This is a genomic window from Pseudomonas putida (assembly GCF_001636055.1).
Taxonomy (GTDB): domain Bacteria; phylum Pseudomonadota; class Gammaproteobacteria; order Pseudomonadales; family Pseudomonadaceae; genus Aquipseudomonas; species Aquipseudomonas machongensis.
Genome location: NZ_CP011789.1, coordinates 5,540,580 through 5,566,787, shown reverse-complemented (window position 1 = coordinate 5,566,787; position 26,208 = coordinate 5,540,580). Strand labels below are relative to the sequence as shown.

Below are 26,208 nucleotides of genomic sequence, written 5' to 3'. Positions count from 1 at the left end.
CGAACAAATAACTACCGCTGGTCGTGCCGCGGCGCTACCTAGAATTCGGGCCCCAAGCCTACGAGGTATAGCGTCATGAACGATCAGCCCGCTACCCATTCCCCCCATTGACGATTCGTCGGCCCACTCCATCATCGAGCGACTCGGGCGCTGGAGTGCGGCCTTCGAGCAACGACGCAACTCCCAGCTGAGCTTTATCGAGGCAATCGAAAGCGACGCGCTTGTGCAACTGCGCACCTACTACACCGAAGATATCGACCCGAATTTCATCCAGGACCTGCTTGATGCCGCTCTACAGCGCATGGTCACCCAGCAGCCGGTGCTCTATGACGAAGCAGAACATGCCATCTATCACATCAGCGACGGGGAGCCGCGTGAAGTGCCGCTGGAACGGCGCCAGCAGGTCGAGCAACTGGTGGAGGGCATCGGCGGGCGCATGGTTGAAACCTACCGGGATTACCTCACCCGCCACTGGGAGGCGAAGCCCCAGGGCTTGAGTGATGTGCTCGAGTACCAGAAGCGAATCAGCCAACGTTGCGAGCAGCACTGCATTGATCTTGAAGCCGCGCTGGGCGCGCCACAGGTTGCCGCGATGACCAGTGCCCAGGTGCGGGCGCTGATTCGGGAGCAGGAGCGGGACTGGCATGCGCAGCCTGCGCTGTTGTTTCTCGCCGATGACGATGAGAGGCAAGTGCTCGACAGGCTTGTCCGCAAGCACCTGCCGGAGTGGTATCGCAATTTGAATGCCGAGGACGTCGCGGCGCTGACTGCCGCTCAGGGCGTTTGCGAGGGAGCGCAGTCAACACTCGAAAGTTTGCTTGGTAGTGCGCGCTCGTTGCGTGAGCATGCGGGCAGCCTGGCGTCCGCCTATCTGCATGAGCATTTCGACCTGCCATTATCTGCCGACCTCATCACCGTCAAATGTGAACCGTCAGCTACGGAAAATGTGAGCGTCAGGACGCTGACCCTTACCGAGCTGGTGATGGAAGGCGCAATTGACGTGACACAGGTGTACAAGTCGCTGCAGGTGAGCATGCCGTTACTGCATTGCAAGTCACCTTCCGCTGAGCAACTACAGGGTCTGTTGAGCGAACTCGATGTCCCGCACAGCTTCATCGCGACCCTCAAGCAGCGCCATCAGGACGCTGAAGTCGAGTTGGCGCAGCTAGAGCTCTATGACTCGCAATTGCGCTATAGCCTGCTGATTGCCAGCAAGAAAGGGCACCTGTCGGATGCGCGTCATGATCAGGTCTTGGCATTGCTCGCCCAGGAGCCGCCAGGCGATGAGATCTGTCCTCTGCAATTGTGGGCGGGCGCAGATTGCAGTGACTTGTTGTTGTTCGCCGTAGCAGATGACGCCTTTGTGCTGTATGCCCCTGGTAAACCAGATGGCCAGGAGTGGATAGAGCTGGTATCACAGCGCGCGCTCAACAGTGAAATCGGTGGTTGGTTGGCGGAGGAAACGGGTCGTCATTATCTGTTGAGCCAGGTTCCCTTCGATCAACGAGCCACGGTCAGTGCATCCATCCTGAGCATCGTGGAAAAACCTTCCGAATGGTCTCTGAGTCTGGATCGTAGGAGAGCCCTGACGGGGTACGAGGCATGCTTGGCCGAGCGGGTGCGCTTGAGCAATAAAAAGGCCGAGGATGAGATCGAGGCCACTATTGCGCCGTATTACGCACTTAACCTGAACATTGGCCAAAAGCGCGTGATCAACCTGGAAAAGCAGGTGGCGTTGCAAGCTGAGCACGTGTTTACCGCGTCGATGCAGGATTATGAAGGTTTTCACGCGTTCGCCCGGCGTACCGTCGAGACTGCCATCAAGCCTTACCTGGACGACAAGGGCATCACCGAACAGGTCGACCCGGAGTCTATTCTGTTCGATCTGCCGTCCACAGACACGGATACGCCGCTGACGATGAACCTGGTCGATCTGGTCTGCTATGGATATGACGACAATTCCGGCCTGGACAACCCGAAAAAGGGCGTGCGCTCCCTGGTTGGCCAGGACCTGAGCGCTCTACGCAGCCACGATTTTACGCGCTATGCACGTCGCGCTTACGTTGGCGAGACGTACATCACACACATACGCGAACACTATCTGAACGAGTCCTCGGCGGATTATGAGGCTCGCCGGAAGATGTTCGGTCGTGCGCTGATCTCGGCGATGGACCGCGATTTGCGCCTGGCCAGTATCAAGGCTGAACTCGATCAAGCGACCTATACGAAACTGATTGCACTGGTGACGGCGCTGGGGCGGACGTTGAGCCAGCCCGACATCTTCAGTGAATCGGAAACGGTGGTCGAGAGTTCGGGGGTGTTTCGTTTGTCGATCGACGGCTGTTTCGTACTGGGCGCCTATGTCCTGCGCGATGTGGCAGACAAAGTGGCGACTGACTGGCTGTATACCCCGGATGCCCCGGATGGTGTTCTGCTGCGCCCCTATCAGTCCTTGAACGCCACAGGTACGGGCGTGCTTTACGATTATCTGCTCAACCGGGTTACGTTGGCCTCCAGATCCAAGGTCAGCACGCGCCTGAAGAGGTTGGCCAGTGGCGACAGTCATCGTGATTCCCTGCGTGGGCTCAACCAGGTGGTGACGGTGGTCGGGGAGTACAACGTGTTCATCGAGCATGCGCTCGCCGATGTCGAGGATGCGACCCTTGGCAAAGCCGAGGTCATTCGCGCCCAGGTGTTCAAAGGCGTTCTGTTCAGCGCACTGCCGTTGCTGGTGTATCCGCCGTTCGCCATAGCGTTTGGGGCCTTCATGACCGCCTCTGCTTTGAAAAAGGCCATTGTCGCCCATACTCGATGGGAAACCGCAGTGGCCCTGCAGAACTGGCTGGAAGCGTCGTGGGGTTTGTTGGGGGCGGTGTTGAGTCTGCCAGGAGTGAGCCTGGGAATGCTCAAGTCAGTGCTTGCGCCCTTGCGCCAGGCAGTTGTTCGCCGCCCTCAGGTGACGGGTGCGACACGAACCCCCTCCCTGCAGTTCGACAAGTCCTGGGCAGTCAAGAGCAAGCCTGGCGATCTGCACAAGGTGACGGAGGACGGTATCTGGAAAGGCACCTACCGTAGCGGCGCCAAGGACGCTACCAACGCAGAGCATTTCATCCGCTCGGGCGGTCGTTATTACAAGGTCGTACACGACGCTGAGCACGCTACGTTACGGGTGTTCAAGGCCAATCGCCCGCAGAGCTACCATCGCCCGGCAGTGCGATTGCATGAAGATGGCCGATGGATTGCCAACAGCACCGGCCTTCGCGGCGGCAATCATGTGCAGGATGCTGGAACCCTGACGCAGGCAAGGCAGATTACCAATGGCGAGGGAGCGCCATCGGAAATACGTGGCGCTCTGCAGGGAGAAGCCGTGGTGGCGCGATACGTGGGGGCGGCGGATGACTACCTGTATACCGTCAATGCGCAGTCCTGTGTGGCGGTATCCTTGTACAACCCAGCAACACGTGCAGGTGCGGTGCTGCATATCGATCACAATGTCCGTAGCCTGATCGAGCCTGCACTGCGGCAAGTGCTGACGCAAATCGGCGCTGCGCAGGATGGCGCGGGCGTCAGGGCAGTCATGGCCGGTGGCGACTGGCTGGGCGGTACGGATATCGGCGGCGTCGTGCGGGCGTTGCTCAGGCGCCAGGGAATCCAGGCAAGTTGGCAGCACTGGTCGTTCTCGTCGTGTTTTGGCGGTAGCTATGGCATGACGCTGAACCTGGGGAGCGGCGTTACGCGTGTTTACCGAACGCCTATGAGCGTGGTCGAGCAAGTGCTGACGCCGATCATGAAGCAGGCTAATTTCCGGTTGAAGGGGGTGCCCGCTCGCGCCCACAGATTCCAAAGCCGTTTCCGGGCCCGCCCGCTGTATGAGCGGCCAAGCGGAGTTGTGGAAGATGCTGCCGGATTGGCGCCGGCCCCGGACGAACTAGCCTTGCAGGCGATCTCAGTGGTGAGCCTCTGACAAGCGGATATCGCGCTCATGCGCGCCTAGGTGACCTGCTCTGTCCTGGGTAGATAGCAAAAAAAACCGATGCCAGATTCTGGCATCGGTTTTTTTTGTGGCATCCCCGGCTTTTCTGAAAGGCCAATGGCTGGCATCGCAGCGGTTGCCGGGCGTGCTACCTCAACAAGCGATCACTCCTGGTTGGCCAGTTTGTGCTCGAGGTAGTGGATGTTGACGCCGCCTTTGCAGAAACCTTCATCACGCACCAGGTCGCGGTGCAGCGGGATGTTGGTCTTGATACCGTCGACAACGATCTCGTCCAGGGCATTGCGCATGCGCGCCATGGCTTCGTCGCGGTCCTTGCCGTAGGTGATCAGCTTGCCGATCAGCGAGTCGTAGTTCGGCGGAACCGAATAGCCGCTGTACAGGTGCGAATCGACCCGCACGCCATTGCCACCCGGGGCATGGAAGTGCTTGACGGTGCCTGGGCTCGGAATGAACTTCTTCGGGTCTTCGGCGTTGATCCGGCACTCCAGCGAGTGACCGCGGATCACTACGTCTTCCTGGCGGAACGACAGCTTGTTGCCAGCGGCGATGCTGAGCATCTCCTTGACGATATCGATGCCGGTGACCATCTCCGAAACCGGGTGCTCGACCTGGACGCGGGTGTTCATCTCGATGAAGTAGAAGCGACCGTTCTCGTACAGGAACTCGAAAGTACCTGCACCGCGGTAGCCGATCTCGATGCACGCATCGACGCAACGCTTGAAGACTTCCTGGCGGGCCTTCTCGTCGATACCGGGGGCCGGGGCTTCTTCCAGTACCTTCTGGTGACGGCGCTGCAGCGAGCAGTCGCGGTCGCCCAGGTGCACGGCGTTGCCCTGGCCATCGGACAGTACCTGAACTTCCACGTGACGTGGGTTGGTCAGGAACTTTTCCAGGTAGACCATCGGGTTGCCGAACGCCGCACCGGCTTCGGTACGGGTCAGCTTGGCCGAGGCGATCAGGTCTTCTTCCTTGTGCACCACGCGCATGCCGCGACCACCACCGCCACCGGCGGCCTTGATGATCACCGGATAGCCGACTTCACGGGCGATGGCCAGTGCAGTTTCTTCGTCTTCCGGCAGTGGGCCGTCAGAGCCCGGCACGGTTGGGACGCCCGACTTGATCATCGCATCCTTGGCCGAAACCTTGTCGCCCATCAGGCGGATGGTGTCGGCTTTGGGGCCGATGAAGGCGAAACCGGATTTCTCCACCTGCTCGGCGAAGTCGGCGTTCTCGGCGAGGAAGCCGTAGCCCGGGTGGATGGCGGTGGCGCCAGTCACTTCGGCGGCAGCGATGATCGCCGGGATGTGCAGGTAGGATTCTTTCGACGATGCAGGGCCGATGCAGACCGATTCGTCTGCCAGGCCCAGGTGCATCAGTTCGCGGTCAGCGGTGGAGTGGACCGCGACGGTCTTGATGCCCAGCTCTTTGCAGGCACGCAGGATCCGCAGGGCAATTTCCCCGCGGTTGGCGATCAGGACTTTTTCGAGCTTCCCAGACATCGTTGGCTCTCCGCGATTCAAACGATGGTGAACAGCGGCTGGTCGAACTCAACCGGCTGACCGTCTTCTACCAGGATGGCGTCGATGACACCGCCGATATCGGCTTCGATGTGGTTCATCATCTTCATGGCTTCGACGATGCACAGGGTGTCGCCTTTCTTCACCGACTGACCGACTTCAGCGAAGTTCGGCGAGGTTGGCGAAGGCTTGCGGTAGAAGGTACCGACCATCGGCGAGCGGATCACGGTGCCTTTGAGGGCCGGTGCTGCAGCAGCTTCGGCAGCCGGGGCGGCGGCCACGGGGGCTGCGGCGGCAGGGGCTGGAGCGGCAAATTGCGCTGGGGGGGCGAAGTACTGGGCGCCGGCAGGTTGTTTGCTGTTACGGCTGATGCGAACGGACTCTTCGCCTTCCTTGATCTCCAGTTCGTCGATGCCGGACTCTTCCAGCAGTTCGATCAGCTTTTTGACTTTACGGATATCCATTAATCAGCAACTCCCAAGGTTCGGTCGGGGACTTAATTATCAAAACGTGTCGAAAACGTTTCTTCGTAGTGTTTCGAAGCCCAGGCATGTAGGCCTGGGCTTTGCGTCATCAGGGCTGTGCGTTGGCAGCCAGGTGTTCCAGAGCAGACTCCAGGGCTAGCCGGTAACCGCTGGCGCCCAGGCCGCAGATCACGCCCACTGCCACATCGGAGAAGTAGGAGTGATGACGGAACGGTTCACGCTTGTGCACGTTGGAGAGGTGCACTTCGATGAATGGGATGCTCACAGCGAGCAATGCGTCACGTAATGCGACGCTGGTGTGGGTGAAAGCGGCCGGGTTGATCAGGATGAAGTCCACGCCTTCGTTGCGCGCGGCATGGATACGGTCGATCAGTTCGTACTCGGCATTGCTCTGCAGGTACTGCAGGTGGTGGCCGGCGGCGCGTGCGCGCTGCTCGAGGTCCTGGTTGATCTGGGCGAGGGTGACGGCGCCGTAGACTCCCGGCTCGCGGGTACCGAGCAGGTTGAGGTTGGGGCCGTGCAGCACCAGTAGGGTGGCCATCTGCGGTTTCCTTGGTTTTGTAGGGCAATTCGACATAGCGCGGCGACTATGCCGCAAGAGACTAGCGAGTGTCCAGTTCCCTGCAATAGCCAGCACGATGACCGAGATTCGCGCAAAGTATGTGACCAGATGATCAGCTCTGGTCACTTCGTTGGAGAAAGTCACCGGTGCGCGGGAAGTTATAGACCGAGTTTGCTGCGCATGCCGGTGAGAATTTTCGCAAATTCGTCGGCGTTCACCTCGCCTACCACCCGATCAGTGGTCATTTCGCTGCCGTTTGCGGCAAAAAACAACAAGGCGGGTGGGCCGAACAGCGTGTAGCGGTCGAGCAGGGCGCGTTGTTCGGCGTTGCTCTCGGTCAGGTCGAACCGCAGCAGCTTGAAGCCGTTCAGCTGGGCCTGCACCTGTGGCGCGTTGAGTACTTCATGTTCGATCACCTTGCAACTGATGCACCAGTCGGCGTACCAGTCCAGCAGCACCGGCTGGCCTGCGGCCTTGGCCTGGGCCAAGGCGGCGTCCAGGGCGGCAGGGGTGGTGAGGGTTTGCCACGCATCTGCCTGGGGGGTGGCGGGGGTCGAGGTGCTGACGCCGGGGCCGGGCAATGGACGCAAAGGATCGCCCTGACCCGCGAGTGCGCCGTACCAGCACGCCAGTGCATAGACCAGGCAGAGCAGCCCCAGCAGCTGGGCCAGGCGTTGACGTGGAGTCTTGACCACGAACTCCAGCGCGCCGAGGAACAGCGCCACGCCTGCCGACAACAGGCCGATCAGCAGCAAGGTCACCGGCCCCGGCAACACGCGGCTGAGCAGGCCAAGCGCCACGCCCAGCAGCAGGACCCCGATCACGTTCTTCACCGTGTTCATCCACGCCCCGCTCTTGGGCAGCCAGGCGGCACCGCCGGTCGCCACCAGCAGCAGTGGCGCGCCCATGCCCAATCCGAGCGCGAACAGCTTCAGTGCCCCGCCCAGGGCATCGCCGCTGGCGCTGATATAGAGCAGGGCACCGGCCAGTGGTGCCGACACGCAGGGCGAGACCAGCAGGCTGGAAAGCACGCCCAGCACCGCAGCACCCAGTAGCGAACCGCCGCGGGTATTGCTCGCGACACGGTCCAGGCGTTGGCTCAGGGCGTGCGGCAACTTGAGTTCGAACAGGCCGAACATCGCCAGGGCGAACACCACGAAGAACAAGGCGAAGGGCACCAGTACCCAGGCCGACTGCAGACGTGCCTGCAGGTTGAGGCTGGCACCGAACAGGCCCATCAGCGCACCGAGCGCGGCAAAGCTGGCAGCCATTGGCAGCACGTAGGCCAGCGACAGGCTAAAGCCGCGCCAGCCACCCACCTGGCCGCGCAGCACCACACCCGAGAGAATCGGCAGCATCGGCAGCACGCAGGGGGTGAAGGTCAGGCCCAGACCGGCGAGGAAGAACAGCAGCAAGGTCTGCCAGCTCCAGCCCTCGGCCGTGGTGGTGGACAAGGTGCTGCCTTCGCCGGGAATCGACAGTCGTGCGGTTTCCGGCGGATAGCATAATCCCTTGTCGGCGCAGCCCTGGTAGCCGACCAGCAAGGTGAAGGTGCGCGAGTCGGTGCGCGGTACCTCTATGTCGACGATGCCATGGTAGACCTCGACATCGCCGAAGAACTCGTCGTGCTTGGCTTTGCCTTGGGGAATCCGTGCGTTGCCGAGGGCGATGTCGGCCGGCTCGCTGCGAAACTGGAAGCGATGGCGATAGAGGTAATAGCCCTCGGTGGCGACGAAGCGCAGCTTGATCGACTGGGCATCGGCGCTGATCAGGTCGAGCTTGAAGGCTTCGTGGACCGGCAGGAAGTCGGCGCTGTTGGACAGCGAGGCGGCGCCGAGGGTGGCGCTGGGGCGGTTGTCGAGCAGGCCCGAGGCGAAGGTGGGGCTGGCCAGCAGCAGGAACAGCAGGAGGAACAGGCGGCGCATGGCGGACTCGCGAGGCGGAACGTGCCCGGCATGATAACGGAGTTGGCTGGAGGCGGGGATGACAGGTGGTCGCAGGTTCGGCTGCTTGCAGGCCTGGCCCCTTCGCGGGCAAGTCGCAGCGGCGAACCGCCGCTCCCACAGGAACCGCGCCAGCAGGAGGTTTCCTCGCCGCTACCCAGTGGGAGCGGGCTTGCCCGCGAAGGGGCCAGGCCTGCCGATCACACCCTGAAGGCCCCCACCGCGGTATTCAGCTCACCCCCCAGTTGCAGCAACTGCTCACCCTGCTCGCGCCCTTCGCCGATGCGTTGCAGGTTGTCTTCACCGAGCGCATGAATCCGCTCGCTGTGGTCGCGGATCTCGCTCACTGCACCGCTCTGCTGTGCGGTGACGTCGGCAATCCTCACCGCTGTATCGGAGATGGTGCGAATCGCGCTGACGATCTCATCCAGCGCCCCATCCGCCGCCTGGGCCTGGCTGGCGGTCGCTTCGGCGTGTTCGAGCTGGGTGCGCATGCCATTCACCGATTCGCGCGCTGCCTGCTGCAGGCGGTCTATCAGCGTCTGGATCTCGCCGGTGGCGCCGGTGGTGCGCTGGGCCAGCGAACGTACTTCGTCGGCCACCACGGCAAAGCCGCGGCCCATTTCCCCGGCACGGGCCGCTTCGATCGCTGCGTTGAGGGCCAGCAGATTGGTCTGCTCGGCGATCGAGCGGATCACCGTCAGCACGCCACCGATGGTTGCCGACTCCTCGGCCAGTTGTTCGATCAACTGCGCATTGCCCTGCACCTCATCGACCAACGCTCGCAGGCCGGAGAGGCTGTGGCCGATCACCGCCTGGCCGTGCTCCACGGCGCGCCCGGCGTCGCGGCTGGCATCGGCGGCCGAACTGGCATCGCCGGCCACCTGCTGGATGGTCGCTTCGAGCTCGCCCAGGGCATCGCGGATCTGTGCGGTATCGCCTGCCTGGCGTTCGGCACCGTCATGCAGCGCGCTGCTCATGCCGGCCAGGGCATGGCTGCTGCCCGCGACCTGCTCGGCGTTGTGGCGGATGGTGCCGACCAGCGTCACCAGGTACTGGCGCAAGCGATTGAGCGACTCCTGGATGTCGAGCAGTTCGAGGTTGGTCTTGCCAAGGGCGACCGGCTGGGCAAAATCGCCCTCGGCCCAGCGCGACAGGGCCGGCGCGAGGCTGGTGAGGGTGCGTGTCAGGCGGCGCTGCAAGGTGTCGATGAGCAGGGCGATCAGCAGGATCAGGCCGATCATCAGGCCCTGGATGACCCGGACCTCGCCAGCGATCTTCGCGTGCTGACCACGCACCTCTGGTTCCAGTCCGGCGATGGCCTTTCGCACAGCTTCGAGGCGCTCGCTGGTGCTGGCGGCCAGTGCGGCACGACGCTCGATCTGTTCACGGGTGCGCTGCAGTTCGGCCGGATAGCGACCGAGCAAGCTCTGCAATTCACGCTTGAGGCTCACGGCAACGTCCTCCTTCTGCTCGCTGCCCTGGCTTTGCAGGCCCATCATCGCGGCGAAGTCGTCGGCGTTGGATTCGGCCGCGCGGGTCACCCCCAGTAACGGCAGGCTGTCGATGATTTGCGCCTGGGCGCGGATCTGTTGCAGTTCACGCTCCACTTCGTCGGCCAGTTCCGCGCGACCGCTGCTGACCAGCTTGTCGCGGGCCAGTGCCAGGCGGCCCAGGTGCAGCGAGGCGTCCATCAGCGGGGCCAGGTAGCGGCCAGCCTCGGCGCTGCCGCTGTCGCGGGCATAACCGGCCAGTTGCTCAAGGTTGGCGCCCAGCTCACGCTCGGCTTGCAGCAGCAGTGCCTGCGGATCTCCGGCCAGCTTGCCGGCGGCCAGCAATTCGTTGGCGGTGAAGCCCTGCAGGCTGTCCAGGCTCGGGCGCAGCTTGGCGGCCAGTGCGTCTGGCCATTCTCCAAGGGCGCTGTGCAGCTGCTTGTTGGCCTCCACGGCCGAGGCATGGCGCAGGGCGTCGCCGCTGGCCAGGTAGGCCTGGATATTGGCGGCGGCCTCGTTCTGGAACTGCTGGGACAGCCCCAAGTAGCGCTCCATCATCTGGTAGGGCCGCTCGAGTGCACGTTGCGACCACCACAGGGTTGCGCCCAGGGCGAAGCACACGGTCACCAGCAAGAGGGTGTTGAAATTGGTCAGCCACTTCAGGCGCATAGCCGCGAACTTCCTGCGGGAATGGAGAGGTAGGTGCCTGAAGTTATTGCGATTTTGTGACCGGGTGATGACGACGACGGGGTGGCGCCATAAAAAAGTGGCAGAGTGCCAGTCTAGGGCTCGACCCTCACCACGCAATTACGCCCCGCGTGCTTGGCCCGGTACAGCGCCTCATCCGCCGCGCTGGCCATGGTCAGCGCGTCCAGCGTGTCATCGAGTTGCACCACCCCGGCGCTGAAGGTGCACTGCAGGTCGTTCGGCTGGGCGGGATAGTGGATTTCGGCAAAGCGCTGGCGGATCTCGTCGAGCACCTTGTACGCAGCTTCCAGCCCGGTGTTGGGCATGACGATGGCGAATTCCTCACCGCCATAGCGGCCGATGAAATCGGTCTTGCGCAGGCGCTGCTTGAGGAACAGCGCCAGGCTCTTGATCACCCGGTCGCCCATCGGATGGCCATGGCGGTCGTTGATCTTCTTGAAATGGTCGATGTCGAGCATGGCGAAGCTCAGTGGGTGTTCCTCGCGGCGGGCGCGGAAACTGCAGTCTTCGAGCAGTTGCAGGATGTGGGTATGGTTGTACAGCCCCGTCAGGCTGTCGCGCACCATGCGTGCCTTGAGATGACGGGCGCGGGCGGCGCGGTTGCGCACGGTGGTCACCAGATGGCGGGCGCGGATCGGCTTGGTGAGGAAGTCGTCGCCACCTTCGCTCATGGCGTCGAGCTGCTTGTCCAGGTCGTCCTCGGCCGACAGGTAGATGATCGGTACGCTGACATAACGGTCGTTGTGGCGGATCACCTTGGCCAGTTCGGTGCCGGTGCAGTCGGGCATGTACATGTCGAGGATGATCAGGTCGGGCTGGAAGTCAGCGAGCTCGGCCATGGTGCGGATCGGCTCGGTGAGCGTGCGGGTGATGATGCCGGCGCCGTTGAGCAGGCGCTCGGTGTGCATGGCCTGGGCGCGCGAGTCATCGATGATCAGCACCCGGAACGGGTCGTATTGGGCGGCGCTGGTCAGCAGTTCGACCTTTTCCAGCAGGCTGGACGCTTCCAGGGTGCCGGTGAGGAACTCCTGGCCGCCGGCGCGCACGGCGGCCAGGCGGGTCGGGGTGTCGGTCTCGTGGAGGCTGAAGAACAGCAGCGGAATGTGCAGCTCCAGCCTTTGCTGGGCTTCGGCGGCCAGTTTGAGGCCCTGGCCGGGGCCACTGAAATCGACATCCATGACGATGGCCGAAGGCAGGCGTTCGCTCATCGAGGCACGAAAGGCATCGGCGTTGCCCAATGCCTGCACGCCCAATCCGAAGAACTCCAGCTGTTGCGCCAGGCGTTCGGCGCGGTCATGGTCCTGCAGCAGGATGTACACCGGCTTGCGCAAGGGCGGCAGGGGCACATGATCGAGCTGGTCGCCCTTGCGCAGGCCGGTGCGCGACAAGCGTTGCATCAGGCGATTGAGCTCGCCGATCAGTTCTGAATTGAGCCGCGTGCTGTTCGCTTCGATGGCCCTCAGCGTCTGCTCGATGGCAGTCGACAGGCTGCCGTGTTCGGGCTGTTCGAAACGATCGGCGTAGCGTTGCAGGCGCAGATTGGCGTCGCTCAGCTCGCCCAGCCCTGCGCTCGACCACTCGCCACGCTGCAGGCGCTGCCAGATCTCGAGGATCTGTCGGGCCTGATGGATGACCCGCTGGGCGAAATGCTGCTTCAAGCGCTCGTGGCTGGGCTCGGCTGGCTGGGTCATGTCCTGACTGCTTGTTGGAGGTTAGGGTGCAGGTTCAATGATGGCTCTATGCTAGCAGGTCTTTTCCGGCTCGCGAGTGCTGTGAATCAACAAAGCGTTCAGGCCCGATTATTCAGTTTCCGACCCATTGGTCGCTTATGCGTATGGCGGCGTCTGCTTTATAGTGCTGGGACGCGGGCTTGCCGTGGCACCCTGGCCGAGGCCTGTGGTCCAAGCCCCTGAACCGTCATGATTGATTAAGGACAACGCCATGCTGGACTGGAAAAACCGTGAGGCCAAGGCCGAGCGCCCTGAGCGCGCCGATGGCCGTGGCGCCGCCACCCGTAGCTACCTCGGCGGCCTCTGGAGCCGCGCCCTGGGCACTCTGATCGGCCTGTACCTGCTGGTGTGCATCGGCCTTGGCTGGTACTGGAGCGAAGAGCCCGACCTGTTCCCGGTGCAACAGAACGCCCAGGCTGCGGCCGAGCGTAACGGCCAGCAGATGGTGGTGGGCTATACCACCATCGAAACCCTCAAGAACGTTGCCGGCACCCTGCTCGACAAGCCGGGCGGTTACATCTCCAACGACCGCTTCCCGCCGGGTTTGTGGATGGACAACATGCCGAGCTGGGAATATGGCGTGTTGGTCCAGGTGCGCGACCTGTCGCGTGCGCTGCGCAAGGACTTCGCTCGCTCACAGTCGCAATCGACCGAAGACGCCGACCTGGCCAAGGCCGAGCCGCGCTTCAACTTCGACAACAAGAGCTGGATCCTGCCCTCCAGCGAGTCGGAGTTCGAGGAAGGTATCAAGTCGCTCAACCGCTACCAGGTGCGCCTGGCCGCTGGCGACCAGGGCGCGATCTTCTACACCCGCGCCGACAATCTGAACAACTGGCTGGGCGACGTTGCCACGCGTCTGGGCTCGTTGTCCCAGCGTCTGTCGGCGAGCGTGGGACGGGTCAAGCTCAACAGCAACCTCAAGACCGAAACCGTCCAGGCCGGCCAGGCACCGCAGGTCGACGAGGAAATCGTCGAGACGCCATGGCTGCAGATCGACAACGTCTTCTACGAAGCCCGCGGCCAGGCCTGGGCGCTGTCGCATCTGCTGCGCGCCATCGAGGTCGACTTCGCCGACGTACTGGCCAAGAAGAACGCCACCGTCAGCGTGCGTCAGATCATTCGTGAGCTGGAAGCTTCGCAGGAGCCGCTGTGGAGCCCGATGGTACTCAACGGCAGTGGCTTCGGCATGTGGGCCAACCACTCGCTGGTAATGGCCAACTACATCTCCCGGGCCAACGCCGCAGTCATCGACCTGCGTCAGTTGCTCTCGCAAGGATGACCATCAATCCCGCCGAGGTCGCGCACCGCGCGGCCTCCGATGCCGAGCTGGTGGCCTGGGTGGACGAGCACGACCAGTACCTGGGCGCACTGGCGCGGGCCGAGTTGCGCGAGCGTGGGCTGATCGGGCGCTGCACTTTCATTCTGCTGTTCAACAGCCAGGGCGAGCTGTGCGTGCACCGGCGCACCTTGAGCAAGGCGTTGTATCCCGGGTACTGGGATGTGGCGGCCGGTGGCATGGTCGGGGCGCACGAGGAGTACGCCGAGTCAGCGGCCCGCGAGCTGGAGGAGGAACTGGGCATCGCCGGCGTGACGTTGCGCTTTCACGAGAAGTTCTACTTCGACCAGCCGGGCAACCGGCTATGGTGCGCGGTGTTCTCGGCTGTGTCCGATGCGCCGCTGCGGTTGCAGCCTGAAGAGGTCATAGAGGCGCGCTTCGTCACTGTGGAGCAGGCAGAGGCCGAGAGCCGGGAGAAAGACTTCTGTCCGGACTCGCTGGCGGCGTTGCAGCGCTACAAGGCGAGCCTTTAGCAGCCAGCGCTCCACCACGTCGCAAAACATTCGCAAAATGCCGCAATCCAGTACTTAGCAAGCCAAGGATTTATCGTTACACTGCGCGCCCTTTTCGGGCTGTCGCAACACCTGCGACAGTAGCGCCGCCCCTGCCAGAGTGGGGCTTCGCGGTCGGTCCAGTCCCCCTGTGGTCCGACCAGTTTTTGTCCTCAGCAAGAGGAACAAAAGTGGCCAAGAAAGCTTCTTCCTTCTCCGCCCTCGGCGGTCTCGTGTTTTCCACCGACGCTGGTCGGCACTGTCCCGACTGCAGCAAGCCGGTGGACGCGTGTGTCTGCAAGCAGCAACTCATCCCCGAAGGCGATGGCATCGCCCGGGTACGTCGTGAAAGCAAAGGGCGTGGCGGCAAGACCGTCACTACCATTACCGGCGTCCCGCTGCCGCTCGAGCAGCTCAAGGATCTCGCCAGCACGCTCAAGCGTCGATGCGGTACCGGTGGCGCCCTCAAAGACGGCGTCATCGAGATCCAGGGTGATCACGTCGAGCTGTTGCTCGCCGAACTGATCAAGCAGGGCTTCAAGGCGAAGAAGTCCGGCGGCTGAGCCAGCCCGCAGGATTTTTTGCCCAGTGCTTTCTAAACTCGTTTCCGTTGCCGGGGTCTACCCCCGAAGACGGACGAATCGTCATTTTCAGCTTCTACACTGCGCCCGCACCCATCGCGGGGCAGTGTCTTGACTTATCTATAGGGGACTTGAATGTCCGTACGACGCACACGCAAGGACGATGGCAGCCAATGGACCGTGGCCGACAGCCGCAGTGTTTATGGTATCCGCCATTGGGGCGCTGGTTATTTCGCCATCAATGAAGCCGGGCGTGTCGAAGTACGCCCCAACGGCCCCGACAGCGCGCCGATCGATCTCTTCGAGCAGGTCGACGAGCTGCGCCAGAGTGGCCTGTCGCTGCCACTGCTGGTCCGCTTCCCGGACATCCTGCAGGACCGCGTACGCCAACTGACCGGTGCCTTCGACGCCAACATTGCGCGCCTGGAGTACCAGAGCCAGTACACGGCCCTTTATCCGATCAAGGTCAACCAGCAGGAAGCGGTGGTCGAGAACATCATCGCCACGCAAAACGTCTCGATCGGCCTCGAAGCCGGCTCCAAGCCCGAGCTGCTGGCCGTGCTGGCGCTGGCGCCCAAGGGCGGCACCATCGTTTGCAACGGTTACAAGGACCGCGAGTTCATCCGCCTGGCGCTGATGGGTCAGAAGCTCGGCCACAACGTGTTCATCGTCATCGAGAAGGAATCCGAGGTCGCTTTGGTGATCGAGGAGGCCGCCGAGCTCAAGGTCAAGCCACAGGTCGGCCTGCGCGTGCGCCTGTCGTCGCTGGCGTCGAGCAAGTGGGCCGACACCGGGGGCGAGAAATCCAAGTTCGGCCTGTCGGCTGCGCAATTGCTGTCGGTGGTCAGCCGCTTCCGTGATGCCGGGCTCGACCAGGGTATTCGCCTGCTGCACTTCCACATGGGCTCGCAGATCGCCAACCTCGCCGACTACCAGCACGGCTTCAAGGAAGCCATCCGCTATTACGGCGAGCTGCGCGGCCTGGGCCTGCCGGTCGATCACATCGACGTCGGTGGCGGGCTGGGCGTCGACTACGATGGCACCCACTCGCGCAACGCCAGCTCGATCAACTACGACATGGATGACTATGCCGGCGTGGTGGTGGGGATGCTCAAGGAGTTCTGCGACGCCCAAGGCTTGCCGCACCCGCACATCTTCTCGGAGAGCGGTCGCTCGCTGACTGCGCATCACGCCATGCTGGTGATCCAGGTCACCGACGTCGAAAGCCACAACGACGAAGTGCCGACCATCGAGAACAAGGAGGCGCTGCCCGAGACCGTGCAGTGGCTGGCCGACTTGCTCGGCCCGACCGACATCGAGATGGTCACCGAGACCTACTGGCGCGCCACCCACTACATGGGTGACGTGGCTGCGCAGTATGCCGACGGCAAGATCAGCCTCTCCGAAAAAGCCCTGGCCGAGCAATGCTACTTCGCTGTGTGCCGTCGCCTGCACAACTCGCTCAAGGCTCGCCAGCGTTCGCACCGCCAGGTGCTGGACGAGCTCAACGACAAGCTGGCCGACAAGTACATCTGCAACTTCTCGGTGTTCCAGAGCCTGCCGGACACCTGGGCCATCGGCCAGGTACTGCCGATCATCCCGCTGCACCGCCTGGACGAAGAGCCCATGCGCCGCGCGGTGCTGCAGGACCTGACCTGCGACTCCGATGGCAAGATCAACCAGTACGTCGACGAGCAGAGCATCGAAACCAGCATGCCGGTGCATGCGGTGCGCGAAGGGGAGGACTACCTGCTGGGTGTGTTCCTGGTCGGCGCCTACCAGGAGATTCTCGGCGACATGCACAACCTGTTCGGTGACACCGACTCGGTGAACATCTACCAGAACGCTGACGGTAGCGTGTACCACGCCGGCATCGAGACCCACGACACCATCGAGGACATGCTGCGCTACGTGCACCTGTCGCCGGAGGAGTTGATGACTCACTACCGCGACAAGGTCGCCAGCGCCAAGATTACCGCCCGTGAGCGGACTCAGTTCCTGGATGCGCTGCGTCTGGGCCTGACCCGTTCTTCGTACCTGTCGTCCTGATCGGCGGGCCGCTCCTGCAAGGTTTGCAGGAGCGGCCCTGCTTCAACCGATCCATGCCGCCCGCTGTTGCAACCGCCACCCCACCCACCCCAGCGTCACCGCGCGCAATCCCATGAATCCGAGAAACGCCAGCCACAGTCCATGGTTGCCGAATCCTCTGAGGGCGAATGCCAGCGGCAATGCGATCGCCACCGATACCAGCATCGCGTTGCGCATTTCGCGGGCACGCGTCGCTCCGATGAACAGGCCATCCAGCAGGTAGCTCCACACCGCTACCAATGGCAGCAGCGCCAGGTAAGGCAGGTAGGGGTAGGCCGCGTCACGCACGCTTTGGATATCGGTCTGCAAATCGATGAACAGGTGCCCACCCAGCAGAAACAGCCCGGCAAAGACCAGGCTGACGATCAGCGACCAGCCACAGGCGACCACCAGCGAGCGGCGCAGGGTGTCGCGCTCACGTGCGCCGATGGCGTGGCCGCACAGGGCCTCGACCGCATGCGCCAGGCCGTCCAGGGCATAGGCAGTCAGCAGCAGGCCATTGAGCAGCAGCGCGTTGGCCGCGACCGTCGCCTCGCCCAGGCGCGCGCCCTGCACGGTGATCAGCAGGAACACCAGCTGCAAGGCCAGGCTGCGCAGAAAGATATCGCGGTTGACCGCCAGTAGCGGGCGCCAGGCCTGCCAGCGTTTCAGCGCGGCCCAGGCGATGCGCCCAGGATAGGCGCGCAGCGCCGGGCGGGTCAGGGCGAGGCCCAGCAGCGCCCCGCTCCATTCGGCGATCACCGAGGCCCGCGCCGAACCGAGTACGCCCCAGTCCAGTCCGAGCACGAACCACAGGTTGAGGACGATGTTCAGCAGGTTGGTGGTCAGCAGGATCGCCAGCGGTGCGCGGGCGTTCTGGGTGCCGAGGAACCAGCCGACCAGGGCATAGCTGGCCAGTGCCGCTGGCAGGCCGAGCAGGCGGGTATGGAAGAAGTCTTCGGTGGCGCTGTGCAATGCTTCGCCGGGTTGCATCATGTGCAGCGCGAACTGGCTGAACGGCAGGGCAAGCAGGCCGATCAGCACGGCGAACGCCAGCGCCAGCAGCAACCCTTGTACCAGCACCTGGCGCAGCGCGGCGCCGTCGGCGCGACCGGCGGCCTGGGCGGCAAAGCCGGTCGAACCCATGCGCAGGAACCCCATCAGGCCGACCATGAAGGTGAACAGTGTGGCGCCGACGGCGACGGCACCGAGCTGGTGGGCGTGGGGCAGATGGCCGATGACCGTGCTGTCGACCAGTGCCACCAGCGGCACCGAGATGTTCGAAAGGATCATCGGCGCGGCCAGGGCCCAGACCTTGCGGTGGGTGAGGCGGTGCTGCCAGTCGGTGAGCAGTGAGGGCATGCGGGAGCGCTTATCCTGTGGGAGCGGGCTTGCCCGCGAAGGGGCGCACGGCGGCCCCGGTTTTCGGCTGGTGGCCATTGTACCGGCCAGGCAACCAATCCGTGCGAACGCGGTCTCATTTGCCACTGCAGCGCAGGTAGCCTGCCTTAGGTTGCGCTATAGTTCCTGCCCTCACCACCCTGCTGCCGAAGAGTCCTCTCTCCCATGTTCAACAAAGGATTGTTGCTGGCCTGCGCGCTGGCCCTGCTCAGTGCCTGTGATTCCTCCTCCAAGGACGCCCCCGCGCCGGCGGAAAAGCCCGCGGCCAGCGCGCCAGCCGAAGCCAAGCCCGCCAAGCGCGAGGACCCGGCAGCGCTCGCCAAGCGCTACGCCGACCGTGAGCTCAACGTGCTGGACGTCTCGGAGGTCCAGCTCGACGGTGCCAGTACCCTGTCGATCAGCTTCTCGGTGCCGCTCGATGCCAATCAGGACTTCGCCGCCAAGGTGCACCTGGTCGATACCGTCAAGGGCAAGCTCGACGGCGCCTGGGAGTTGTCCGACAATCAGATGGAGTTGCGCCTGCGCCACCTCGAGCCGCAGCGCAAGCTGGTGCTGACCGTCGACAAGGGCCTGCTCGCGGTCAACGGCAAGACGCTTCAGGGCGAGTCGGTCAGCCGCCTGGAAACCCGCGACATGCAGCCGACCGTCGGCTTTGCCAGCCGTGGCTCTCTGTTGCCTACCCGCCTGGCCGAAGGTTTGCCGGTCATCGCCTTGAACGTCGACAAGGTCGATGTCGAGTTCTTCCGGGTCAAACCGGAAATGCTCTCGACCTTCCTGGTCAACTGGGGCCGTAACAGCAGCCTGTACTACTACCAGTCCAAGGAAACCCTGGACATGGCCGAGCTGGTCTACAGCGGCCGCTTCGACCTGAACCCTGCACGCAACACCCGCGAAACCGTGCTGCTGCCGATCGCCGGGATCAAGCCGTTGCAGGAACCGGGCGTATACCTGGCGGTGATGCGCGCCTCCGGTACCTACGACTATTCGCAACCGGCGACCCTGTTCACCCTCAGTGATATCGGCGTGTCCGCCCACCGCTACCGCGACCGCCTCGACGTGTTCGCCCAGGCCCTCGAAGGCGGCAAGGCCCTGAGTGACGTGACCCTCGAACTGCACGACGACAAGGGCAAGCTGCTGGCCCAGGCCAAGACCGATGGCAAGGGCCATGCCGAGCTGCCGATCACGGCCAAGGCCGACACCCTGATCGCCACCCAGGGCGTGCACACCACGCTGCTTCGCCTGAACACCGCCGCACTGGACCTGGCCGAGTTCGACATCACCGGCCCCCAGGCCAACCCGCTGCAGTTCTTCATCTTTGGCCCGCGCGACCTGTATCGCCCCGGCGAAACCGTGCTGCTCAACGGCTTGCTGCGCGACCAGGACGGCAAGCCGGTCAAGGCCCAGCCAGTGACGGTCGAAGTGCGTCGCCCTGATGAGCAGGTCAGCCGCAAGTTCGTCTGGGAGGCTGACCAGAACGGCCTGTTCCAGTACCAGTTGCAACTGGCCAGCGAAGCGCCCACCGGGCGTTGGCAGCTGCTGCTCGACCTGGGCGGCGGCCGCAAGCAGGTTTACGAGTTCCTCGTCGAAGATTTCCTGCCCGAGCGCCTGGCGCTGGAGCTCAAGGGCAGCAAGACACCGCTCAGCCCCGAACAAACCGCGCGCATCCAGGTCAATGGTCGCTACCTCTATGGCGCGCCTGCCGCCGGCAATCGCCTGAGTGGCCAGGCCTACATCCGCCCGCTGCGTGAAGCCGTGCCGGCGCTGCCGGGTTATCAGTTCGGCTCGGTCACCGAGAGCGAGCTGACCCAGGACCTGGAACTCGATGAAGTCACCCTCGACCAGGCCGGCAAGGCCACTGTCGATATCGAGAGCCGCTGGGCCGAGGCCCGCTCGCCGCTACAACTGACTGTGCAGGCCAGCCTGCAGGAGTCTGGCGGTCGACCGATCACCCGCCGCCTGGAGCAGCCGATCTGGCCGGCCGATCGCTTGCCGGGCTTGCGCGGCCTGTTCGATGGCGAAGAGACCGACAGCGATGCCCCGGTGCAGTTCGAGGTGCTGGTCGCCGACCGCGACGGCAACAAGCTCGCCGCCGACGACCTCAAGGTGCGGTTGATCCGTGAGCGGCGCGACTACTACTGGAACTACTCGCAGAGCGATGGCTGGAGCTACAACTACAACGAGAAATTCCTCACCCAGAGCGAAGAAACCGTCAGCATCAAGGCCGGTTCCACCGCCAAGCTGACCTTCCCGGTGGAATGGGGCCCATACCGCGTCGAGGTCGAAGACCCCGAGACTGGGCTGGTATCCAGCGAGCGCTTCTGGGCCGGCTACCGCGCCCAGGACAACGCCGAAGGCGGCGCGGTACGCCCGGACCAGGTCAAGCTGGCATTGGACAAACCGTCCTACGCCGACGGTGCTACCGCCAAGGTCACCGTCACGCCGCCTGCCGCGGGTAGCGGCTACCTGATGATCGAGTCGAGCGACGGCCCGCTGTGGTGGCAGGAAATCGACGTACCTGCCGAGGGCAAGACCTTCGAGGTCGAGCTGGACAAGAAATGGGCCCGTCACGACCTCTATATCAGCGCCCTGGTGATTCGTCCGGGCGAGCGCAAGGTCAATGCCACGCCCAAGCGCGCCGTCGGTGTGCTGCACCTGCCGCTGGACCGTGCCGAGCGCAAGCTGGCGGTCAGCCTGCAGGCGCCGGAGAAGATGCGTCCCAAGCAGCCCCTGACCGTCAAGCTCAAGGCCGTCAATGCTGATGGCAGCGTGCCGAAACAGGTGCATGTGCTGTTGTCTGCGGTGGATGTGGGCATCCTCAACATCACCGACTTCAAGACCCCCGACCCCTTCGCCAGCCTGTTCGGCCGCAAGGCCTACGGCGCCGACCAGTTGGACATCTACGGCCAACTGATCGAAGCCGGCCAGGGGCGTCTGGCGAGCCTGGCCTTTGGTGGCGACGCCGCCATGGCCAAGGGCGGCAAGCGCCCGAATACCACGGTCACCATCGTCGCCCAGCAGAGCCTGCCGGTAACGCTCGATGAGAAAGGCGAAGGCCAGGCCACGGTCGATATTCCTGACTTCAACGGCGAACTGCGCCTGATGGCGCAAGCCTGGACCGACGAGCACTTCGGCATGGCCGAAGGCAAGACGGTCGTAGCGGCACCGCTGATTGCCGAGCTGTCGGCGCCGCGCTTCCTTGCCGGTGGCGACCAGACCCGCCTGGCCCTGGACCTGGCCAACCTGTCTGGCCGCGCCCAGCAGCTCAACGTGCAGGTGACCACCGACGGGCAGCTCGACCTCGCTGGGGCTGCCCAACAGAACATCAACCTCGCCGAGGGCCAGCGCAGCACGTTGATGATCCCGGTCCAGGCCCGTGGTGGCCTGGGGCAGGGCAAGGTACACGTGCGTGTCGATGGCCTGCAGTTGCCGGGCGAGACGGCCACCGGCTTCGAGCGCGAATGGACCCTGGGTGTGCGCCCGGCGTATCCGGCCATGCTCAAGCACTACCGCGTGGCGCTGAAGGACCAGCCTTGGACCCTGCCAGAGAATGAGCTGGCCGAGTTCGAATCGGCAGGCCTTGAAGCCAGCCTGGCGCTGTCGAGTCGCCCGCCGCTGAACCTGGCCGAACAGATCCGCGCTCTGGAAGCCTACCCTTACGGATGCCTGGAGCAGACCACCAGCGGCCTGTACCCCTCGCTCTATGCCGATGCCGACAGTCTCAAGCGCCTGGGTATCAAGGGCGAACCGGCCGATGTGCGCAAGCGCAAGATCGAAATGGGCATCGAGCACCTGCTGGGCATGCAGCGCTACAACGGCAGCTTCGGCCTGTGGAGTTCGGACAGCGAGGAAGAGTACTGGCTGACCGCCTACGTCACCGACTTCCTCCTGCGTGCGCGTGAGCAAGGCTACGGCGTGCCTGCCGATGCCTTGAAGAAGGCCAACGAGCGGCTGCTGCGCTACCTGCAGGAACGCAACCTGATCGAGGTCGACTACAGCCAGGACGCCGAGCACACCCGCTTTGCCGTGCAGGCCTACGCCGCCCTGGTGCTCGCCCGCAGCCAGCAGGCGCCGCTGGGTGCGCTGCGCAGCCTGTTCGAACGCCGCAGCGACGCCCGCTCCGGCCTGCCGCTCGTGCAACTGGCGGTGGCACTGGACAAGATGGGCGACAAGCCGCGTTCGCAGCAGGCGTTGCAGGCCGGTCTTTCCATCGGCCGTGGCAAGGGTTGGCTGGCCGACTACGGCAGCGCGGTGCGTGACCAGGCACTGATCCTGGCCCTGCTGCAGGAGAACAACCTGGCCAGCAACCAGGTCGATCAGCGGCTGTTTGCGCTGTCCGACGAACTGGCCTCCAACCGCTGGCTGTCGACCCAGGAGCGCAACGCGCTGTTCCTCGCCGGTCGTGGCCTGCTGGGCAAGCCCGAAGGCAACTGGCAGGCGCGCCTGGACAGCGCCGGCGAGGTTCGCGAGTTCAACAACGCCGAATCGGGCATGAAGCTCGAAGGCCCGTTGCTGGCATCGCCGCTGAGCATCCAGAACCAGGGCAGCGAGACCCTCTACCAGCAACTGACCCTGTCCGGTTATCCGCGCCAGGCACCTGCGGCCAGCAGCAATGGCATGGAGATCCGTCGCGAATACCTGGGCATGAACGGCCAGGCCCTGGACCTGCGCAACCTGCGCAGTGGCGACCTGGTGCTGGTGCACCTGGCGCTCAAGGCCCAGAGCCAGGTGCCAGATGCGCTGGTGGTCGACCTGCTGCCGGCGGGCCTGGAGCTGGAAAACCAGAACCTGGCGCAGAGCGCGGCCAGCCTCGACAACGCCAGCAGTGCGGTCAAGCAATGGCGCGAATCGATGCAGAACGCCAGCGTGGTTCACCAGGAGTACCGCGACGACCGTTATGTGGCCGCCCTCAAGCTCGACAGCTATGGCACCACGCACCTGTTGTACCTGGCGCGTGCGGTAACGCCGGGCAGCTATCGCATTCCGCCGCCGCAGGTGGAGTCGATGTACCGGCCGAACCTGCAGGCAGTGGGGGATAGCCAGGGCGAGATGGTGGTGCGTAGCCGTTGATGCGACTGTGGGAGCGGGTGAATCCGCTCCCACAGGTTCATGGATGGCGGGCCTTGGGTCAGTGAATGATCCAGCTCAACACCCACAAGCCCAGCACCAGCCAGATGATGCCCATCACGATCGACGCCCGCATGAACGCCCGGATCGCCGAGTACAGCAGCATCAGCCCGACGATCAGCGCAAGGATGCTGACCAGCGAGGTGTCCATGCCCAAGGTGCGCGCCAGCCCGTCGATGAAATTGCCGCCGGCATTGGCCAGCAGATTGAACAGCCCGCTCATGACATCGACGATGAACTTGATCACCGCGCCCAGCGCCTGGCCCAACCACTCGAAAAACCCTTCTACATGCATAGCTGCTTCCTGATGATCATCCCAAGCCTTTGGCCATCGTTCGATGGGGTCGGTTCCCGATGCCAGGCGCAAGCATAGTTCGCCCGCGTACGCGCAGCGCAAGGATCTTGCGTGGTATCGGCATTACTGTGTTGTCGAGCGTCGTCTTGCTGTGGCTGGCGGATCGCCTGTGGCCGTTGCCGATGCCGGGCGACGACCTGGCGCGGGTGGTGCTCGCCGAGGACGGCACGCCGCTGTGGCGCTTCGCCGATGCCGACGGCGTGTGGCGCTATCCGGTCAGCCCCGAGGAGGTATCGCCCTTGTATCTGGAGGCGCTGCTCACCTACGAGGATCGCTGGTTCTACGACCATCCCGGGGTCAACCCGCTGGCCCTGGCGCGCGCGGCCTGGCTGAACCTGCGTGGCGGACGCGTGGTGTCCGGCGGCAGCACGCTGTCGATGCAGGTGGCACGTTTGCTCGACCCCCATGATCGCACCCTGGCCGGCAAGCTGCGTCAGCTGTGGCGTACGGCGCAACTTGAATGGCACCTGTCCAAGCGCGAGATCCTGCAGATCTACCTCGATCGCGCGCCCTTCGGCGGCACCCTGCAGGGCGTCGCTGCCGCCAGTTGGGCCTACCTGGGCAAGTCGCCCAAGCACCTCACGCCTGCCGAGGCGGCATTGCTCGCCGTACTGCCCCAGGCGCCCAGCCGCCTGCGCCCGGATCGCCATCCCGAGCGTGCGCAGCGTGCCCGCGACAAGGTGCTGCAACGCCTGGCCGATTACCAGGTGTGGCCTGAGCAGCGGATTGCCGAGGCGCGCGAGGAGCCTTTGCTGCTCGCCCCACGCCAGGAGCCGGCGCTGGCGCCACTGCTGGCTCGGCGGCTGAACACGGCGGACAGCCCGACGCTGATCCGCACCACGCTCGATGCATCGTTGCAGCGTCGTCTCGAAGACCTGCTGCTCGGTTGGCGTGCACGCTTGCCCGAGCGCACCTCGGCGGCAATCCTGGTGGTCGAGGCGCAGACCATGGCGGTGCGTGCCTACCTGGGCTCCATCGACCTGGGCGATGAGCGCCGCTTCGGCCATGTCGACATGGTGCATGCCCTGCGCTCGCCAGGCTCGACCCTCAAGCCGTTTCTCTATGGCATGGCCCTGGACGATGGACTGATCCACTCCGAATCGCTGTTGCAGGATGTGCCGCGTCGCTATGGCGACTATCGTCCGGGCAACTTCTCGATGGGCTTCAGTGGGCCGGTGTCGGCCAGTTCGGCGCTGGCGTTGTCGCTCAACCTGCCAGCGGTTCAGTTGCTCGAGGCCTATGGGCCCAAACGCTTTGCCGCGCAGATGCGTATCGGTGGGGTGCCGCTGATACTGCCGCCACTGGCCGAGCCGAACCTGTCGCTGATTCTCGGCGGCGCGGGCAGCCGCCTGGAGGACCTGGTGGGTGGCTATGCCGCGCTGGCGCGTGAAGGCAAGAGCGCGAAGATCCGCCTGCAGCCCCAGGACCCGCTGCTGGAGCGGCGCCTGTTGTCGCCGGGTTCGGCGTGGATCGTGCGGCGTATTCTCAGCGGCCAGGCACGTCCGGACCGCGACCCGCACGCCGAGCTGGTGCAGCGCCCGCAACTGGCCTGGAAGACTGGCACCAGCTATGGCTTTCGCGATGCCTGGTCGGTCGGGGTCGGCCCGCGGTACATCATTGGCGTTTGGATAGGCAGGCCCGATGGCACGCCAGTGCCGGGCCAGTTCGGCCTGGCTTCGGCAGCGCCGCTGATGCTGCAGGTGCACGACCTGCTGAGCAATCGCGACAGCCAGCGCGGTGTTGCCGTGCCCGTGGAGAACGTGCCGGGCAGTGTCGGCGTGGCAGCGATCTGCTGGCCGCTGGGGCAGCCGATGAATCGTCAGGACCCGCAATGCCGCCGCCAGCGTTTTGCCTGGACCCTCGACGGCACCACGCCGCCGACCTTGCAGGCTGCCGACCAGCCGCTGGGGTTGGGCCTGCGGGAAACGGTATGGGTCAATGAGCGCGGCTTGCGGGTCGATGCCAGCTGTCCTGGGGCGAAAGCACTGGAAATTGCCCTCTGGCCTGCGCCTCTGGAACCTTGGCTGCCACGGGTAGAGCGGCGTAGTGCGCGGCTGCCGATGGTCGATCCTGCCTGTCCACCGCAGGTGCCGCCCAGCGCGCCGCCGCTGTCGATCGTCGGTGTGCGCGCAGGCGACAACTTGCGCCGGCCGCTCACCAGTCACGAGCCACTGCAACTGCACGTATCGGCACTGGGTGGGGCTGGGCGGCGCTGGTGGTTCCTCAATGGCCGGCCGCTGGGCGAGACCGAAGGGCAGGACAGCCTGCTGGTGCGTTTCGAGCAGTCAGGACGCATCGAGTTGAGTGCGTTGGATGAGAGCGGCGAGACGGCACGGGTCGAGTTCCAGGTGGCGGAGTAGCCGCTCTCAGCCAGCGCTTCCTTGTACTAATGACATGGTATTAAACCTTTCGGTCAGCCAT

15 protein-coding genes are annotated in these 26,208 nt (G+C 64.1%); 7 read left to right on the top strand and 8 right to left on the bottom strand.

Annotated elements, in window-relative coordinates; genetic code table 11:
• Positions 1–223 precede the first annotated feature (223 nt).
• Positions 224–3,964 (top strand): dermonecrotic toxin domain-containing protein, encoded by a 3,741-nt coding sequence (locus AB688_RS24870; RefSeq protein ID WP_063546306.1) that lies wholly within the window; start codon positions 224–226, stop codon positions 3,962–3,964.
• A gap of 173 nt (positions 3,965–4,137) precedes the next feature.
• On the opposite strand, the gene accC is transcribed toward AB688_RS24870, so the two are convergent.
• The 6 genes from accC to AB688_RS24840 form a co-directional block, all read right to left on the bottom strand.
• On the bottom strand, positions 4,138–5,493 hold the full coding sequence (gene accC / locus AB688_RS24865; RefSeq protein ID WP_054894205.1) for an acetyl-CoA carboxylase biotin carboxylase subunit: 1,356 nt from the start codon (positions 5,491–5,493) through the stop codon (positions 4,138–4,140).
• A 17-nt stretch (positions 5,494–5,510) separates the two neighbouring features.
• Entirely contained in the window at positions 5,511–5,975 is a 465-nt protein-coding gene (gene accB / locus AB688_RS24860; RefSeq protein ID WP_054894204.1) for an acetyl-CoA carboxylase biotin carboxyl carrier protein, read from the bottom strand.
• 109 nt (positions 5,976–6,084) lie between these two features.
• The gene (aroQ, locus tag AB688_RS24855) at positions 6,085–6,537 is read right to left on the bottom strand and encodes a type II 3-dehydroquinate dehydratase (protein WP_054894203.1); all 453 of its coding nucleotides are present in this window, start codon (positions 6,535–6,537) and stop codon (positions 6,085–6,087) included.
• 179 nt (positions 6,538–6,716) lie between these two features.
• The gene (locus AB688_RS24850) at positions 6,717–8,483 is read right to left on the bottom strand and encodes a protein-disulfide reductase DsbD (protein WP_063546304.1); all 1,767 of its coding nucleotides are present in this window, start codon (positions 8,481–8,483) and stop codon (positions 6,717–6,719) included.
• A gap of 218 nt (positions 8,484–8,701) precedes the next feature.
• Positions 8,702–9,481 carry a methyl-accepting chemotaxis protein gene (locus AB688_RS27635; protein WP_371105617.1) on the bottom strand — a complete coding sequence of 260 codons (780 nt, stop codon included), beginning with the start codon at positions 9,479–9,481 and terminating at the stop codon, positions 8,702–8,704.
• Between the two features lie 1,295 nt (positions 9,482–10,776).
• On the bottom strand, positions 10,777–12,393 hold the full coding sequence (locus AB688_RS24840) for a response regulator (protein ID WP_063546300.1): 1,617 nt from the start codon (positions 12,391–12,393) through the stop codon (positions 10,777–10,779).
• A gap of 250 nt (positions 12,394–12,643) precedes the next feature.
• Here AB688_RS24840 and AB688_RS24835 point away from each other — a divergent pair, with 250 nt between their 5' ends.
• From AB688_RS24835 to speA, 4 genes are all read left to right on the top strand, one after another.
• The gene (locus AB688_RS24835; RefSeq protein WP_054894199.1) at positions 12,644–13,711 is read left to right on the top strand and encodes a DUF2333 family protein; all 1,068 of its coding nucleotides are present in this window, start codon (positions 12,644–12,646) and stop codon (positions 13,709–13,711) included.
• Entirely contained in the window at positions 13,708–14,241 is a 534-nt protein-coding gene (locus tag AB688_RS24830) for an NUDIX hydrolase (protein ID WP_054894198.1), read from the top strand. The genes AB688_RS24835 and AB688_RS24830 overlap by 4 nt, the downstream gene beginning before the upstream one ends.
• 209 nt (positions 14,242–14,450) lie before the next feature.
• Entirely contained in the window at positions 14,451–14,822 is a 372-nt protein-coding gene (locus AB688_RS24825) for a translation initiation factor Sui1 (RefSeq protein WP_054894197.1), read from the top strand.
• 153 nt (positions 14,823–14,975) lie between these two features.
• On the top strand, positions 14,976–16,889 hold the full coding sequence (gene speA / locus AB688_RS24820) for an arginine decarboxylase (RefSeq protein ID WP_054894196.1): 1,914 nt from the start codon (positions 14,976–14,978) through the stop codon (positions 16,887–16,889).
• 42 nt (positions 16,890–16,931) lie between these two features.
• Here the strand turns inward: speA and AB688_RS24815 are convergent, their stop codons facing one another.
• On the bottom strand, positions 16,932–18,269 hold the full coding sequence (locus tag AB688_RS24815; RefSeq protein WP_063546298.1) for an MATE family efflux transporter: 1,338 nt from the start codon (positions 18,267–18,269) through the stop codon (positions 16,932–16,934).
• 204 nt (positions 18,270–18,473) lie between these two features.
• On the opposite strand from AB688_RS24815, the gene AB688_RS24810 reads away from it, so the two are divergent.
• A complete protein-coding gene (locus AB688_RS24810) occupies positions 18,474–23,375 on the top strand; it encodes an alpha-2-macroglobulin family protein (protein WP_063546296.1) in 4,902 nt (1,633 codons plus the stop codon).
• A 58-nt stretch (positions 23,376–23,433) separates the two neighbouring features.
• Here the strand turns inward: AB688_RS24810 and AB688_RS24805 are convergent, their stop codons facing one another.
• Positions 23,434–23,727: a hypothetical protein gene (locus tag AB688_RS24805; protein ID WP_063546294.1), complete on the bottom strand. Its 294-nt coding sequence runs from the start codon at positions 23,725–23,727 to the stop codon at positions 23,434–23,436.
• A gap of 59 nt (positions 23,728–23,786) precedes the next feature.
• Here AB688_RS24805 and pbpC point away from each other — a divergent pair, with 59 nt between their 5' ends.
• Positions 23,787–26,147, top strand: a complete 2,361-nt coding sequence (gene pbpC, locus AB688_RS24800) for a peptidoglycan glycosyltransferase PbpC (RefSeq protein WP_063546292.1) — start codon at positions 23,787–23,789, stop codon at positions 26,145–26,147.
• The last annotated feature ends 61 nt before the right edge of the window (positions 26,148–26,208 follow it).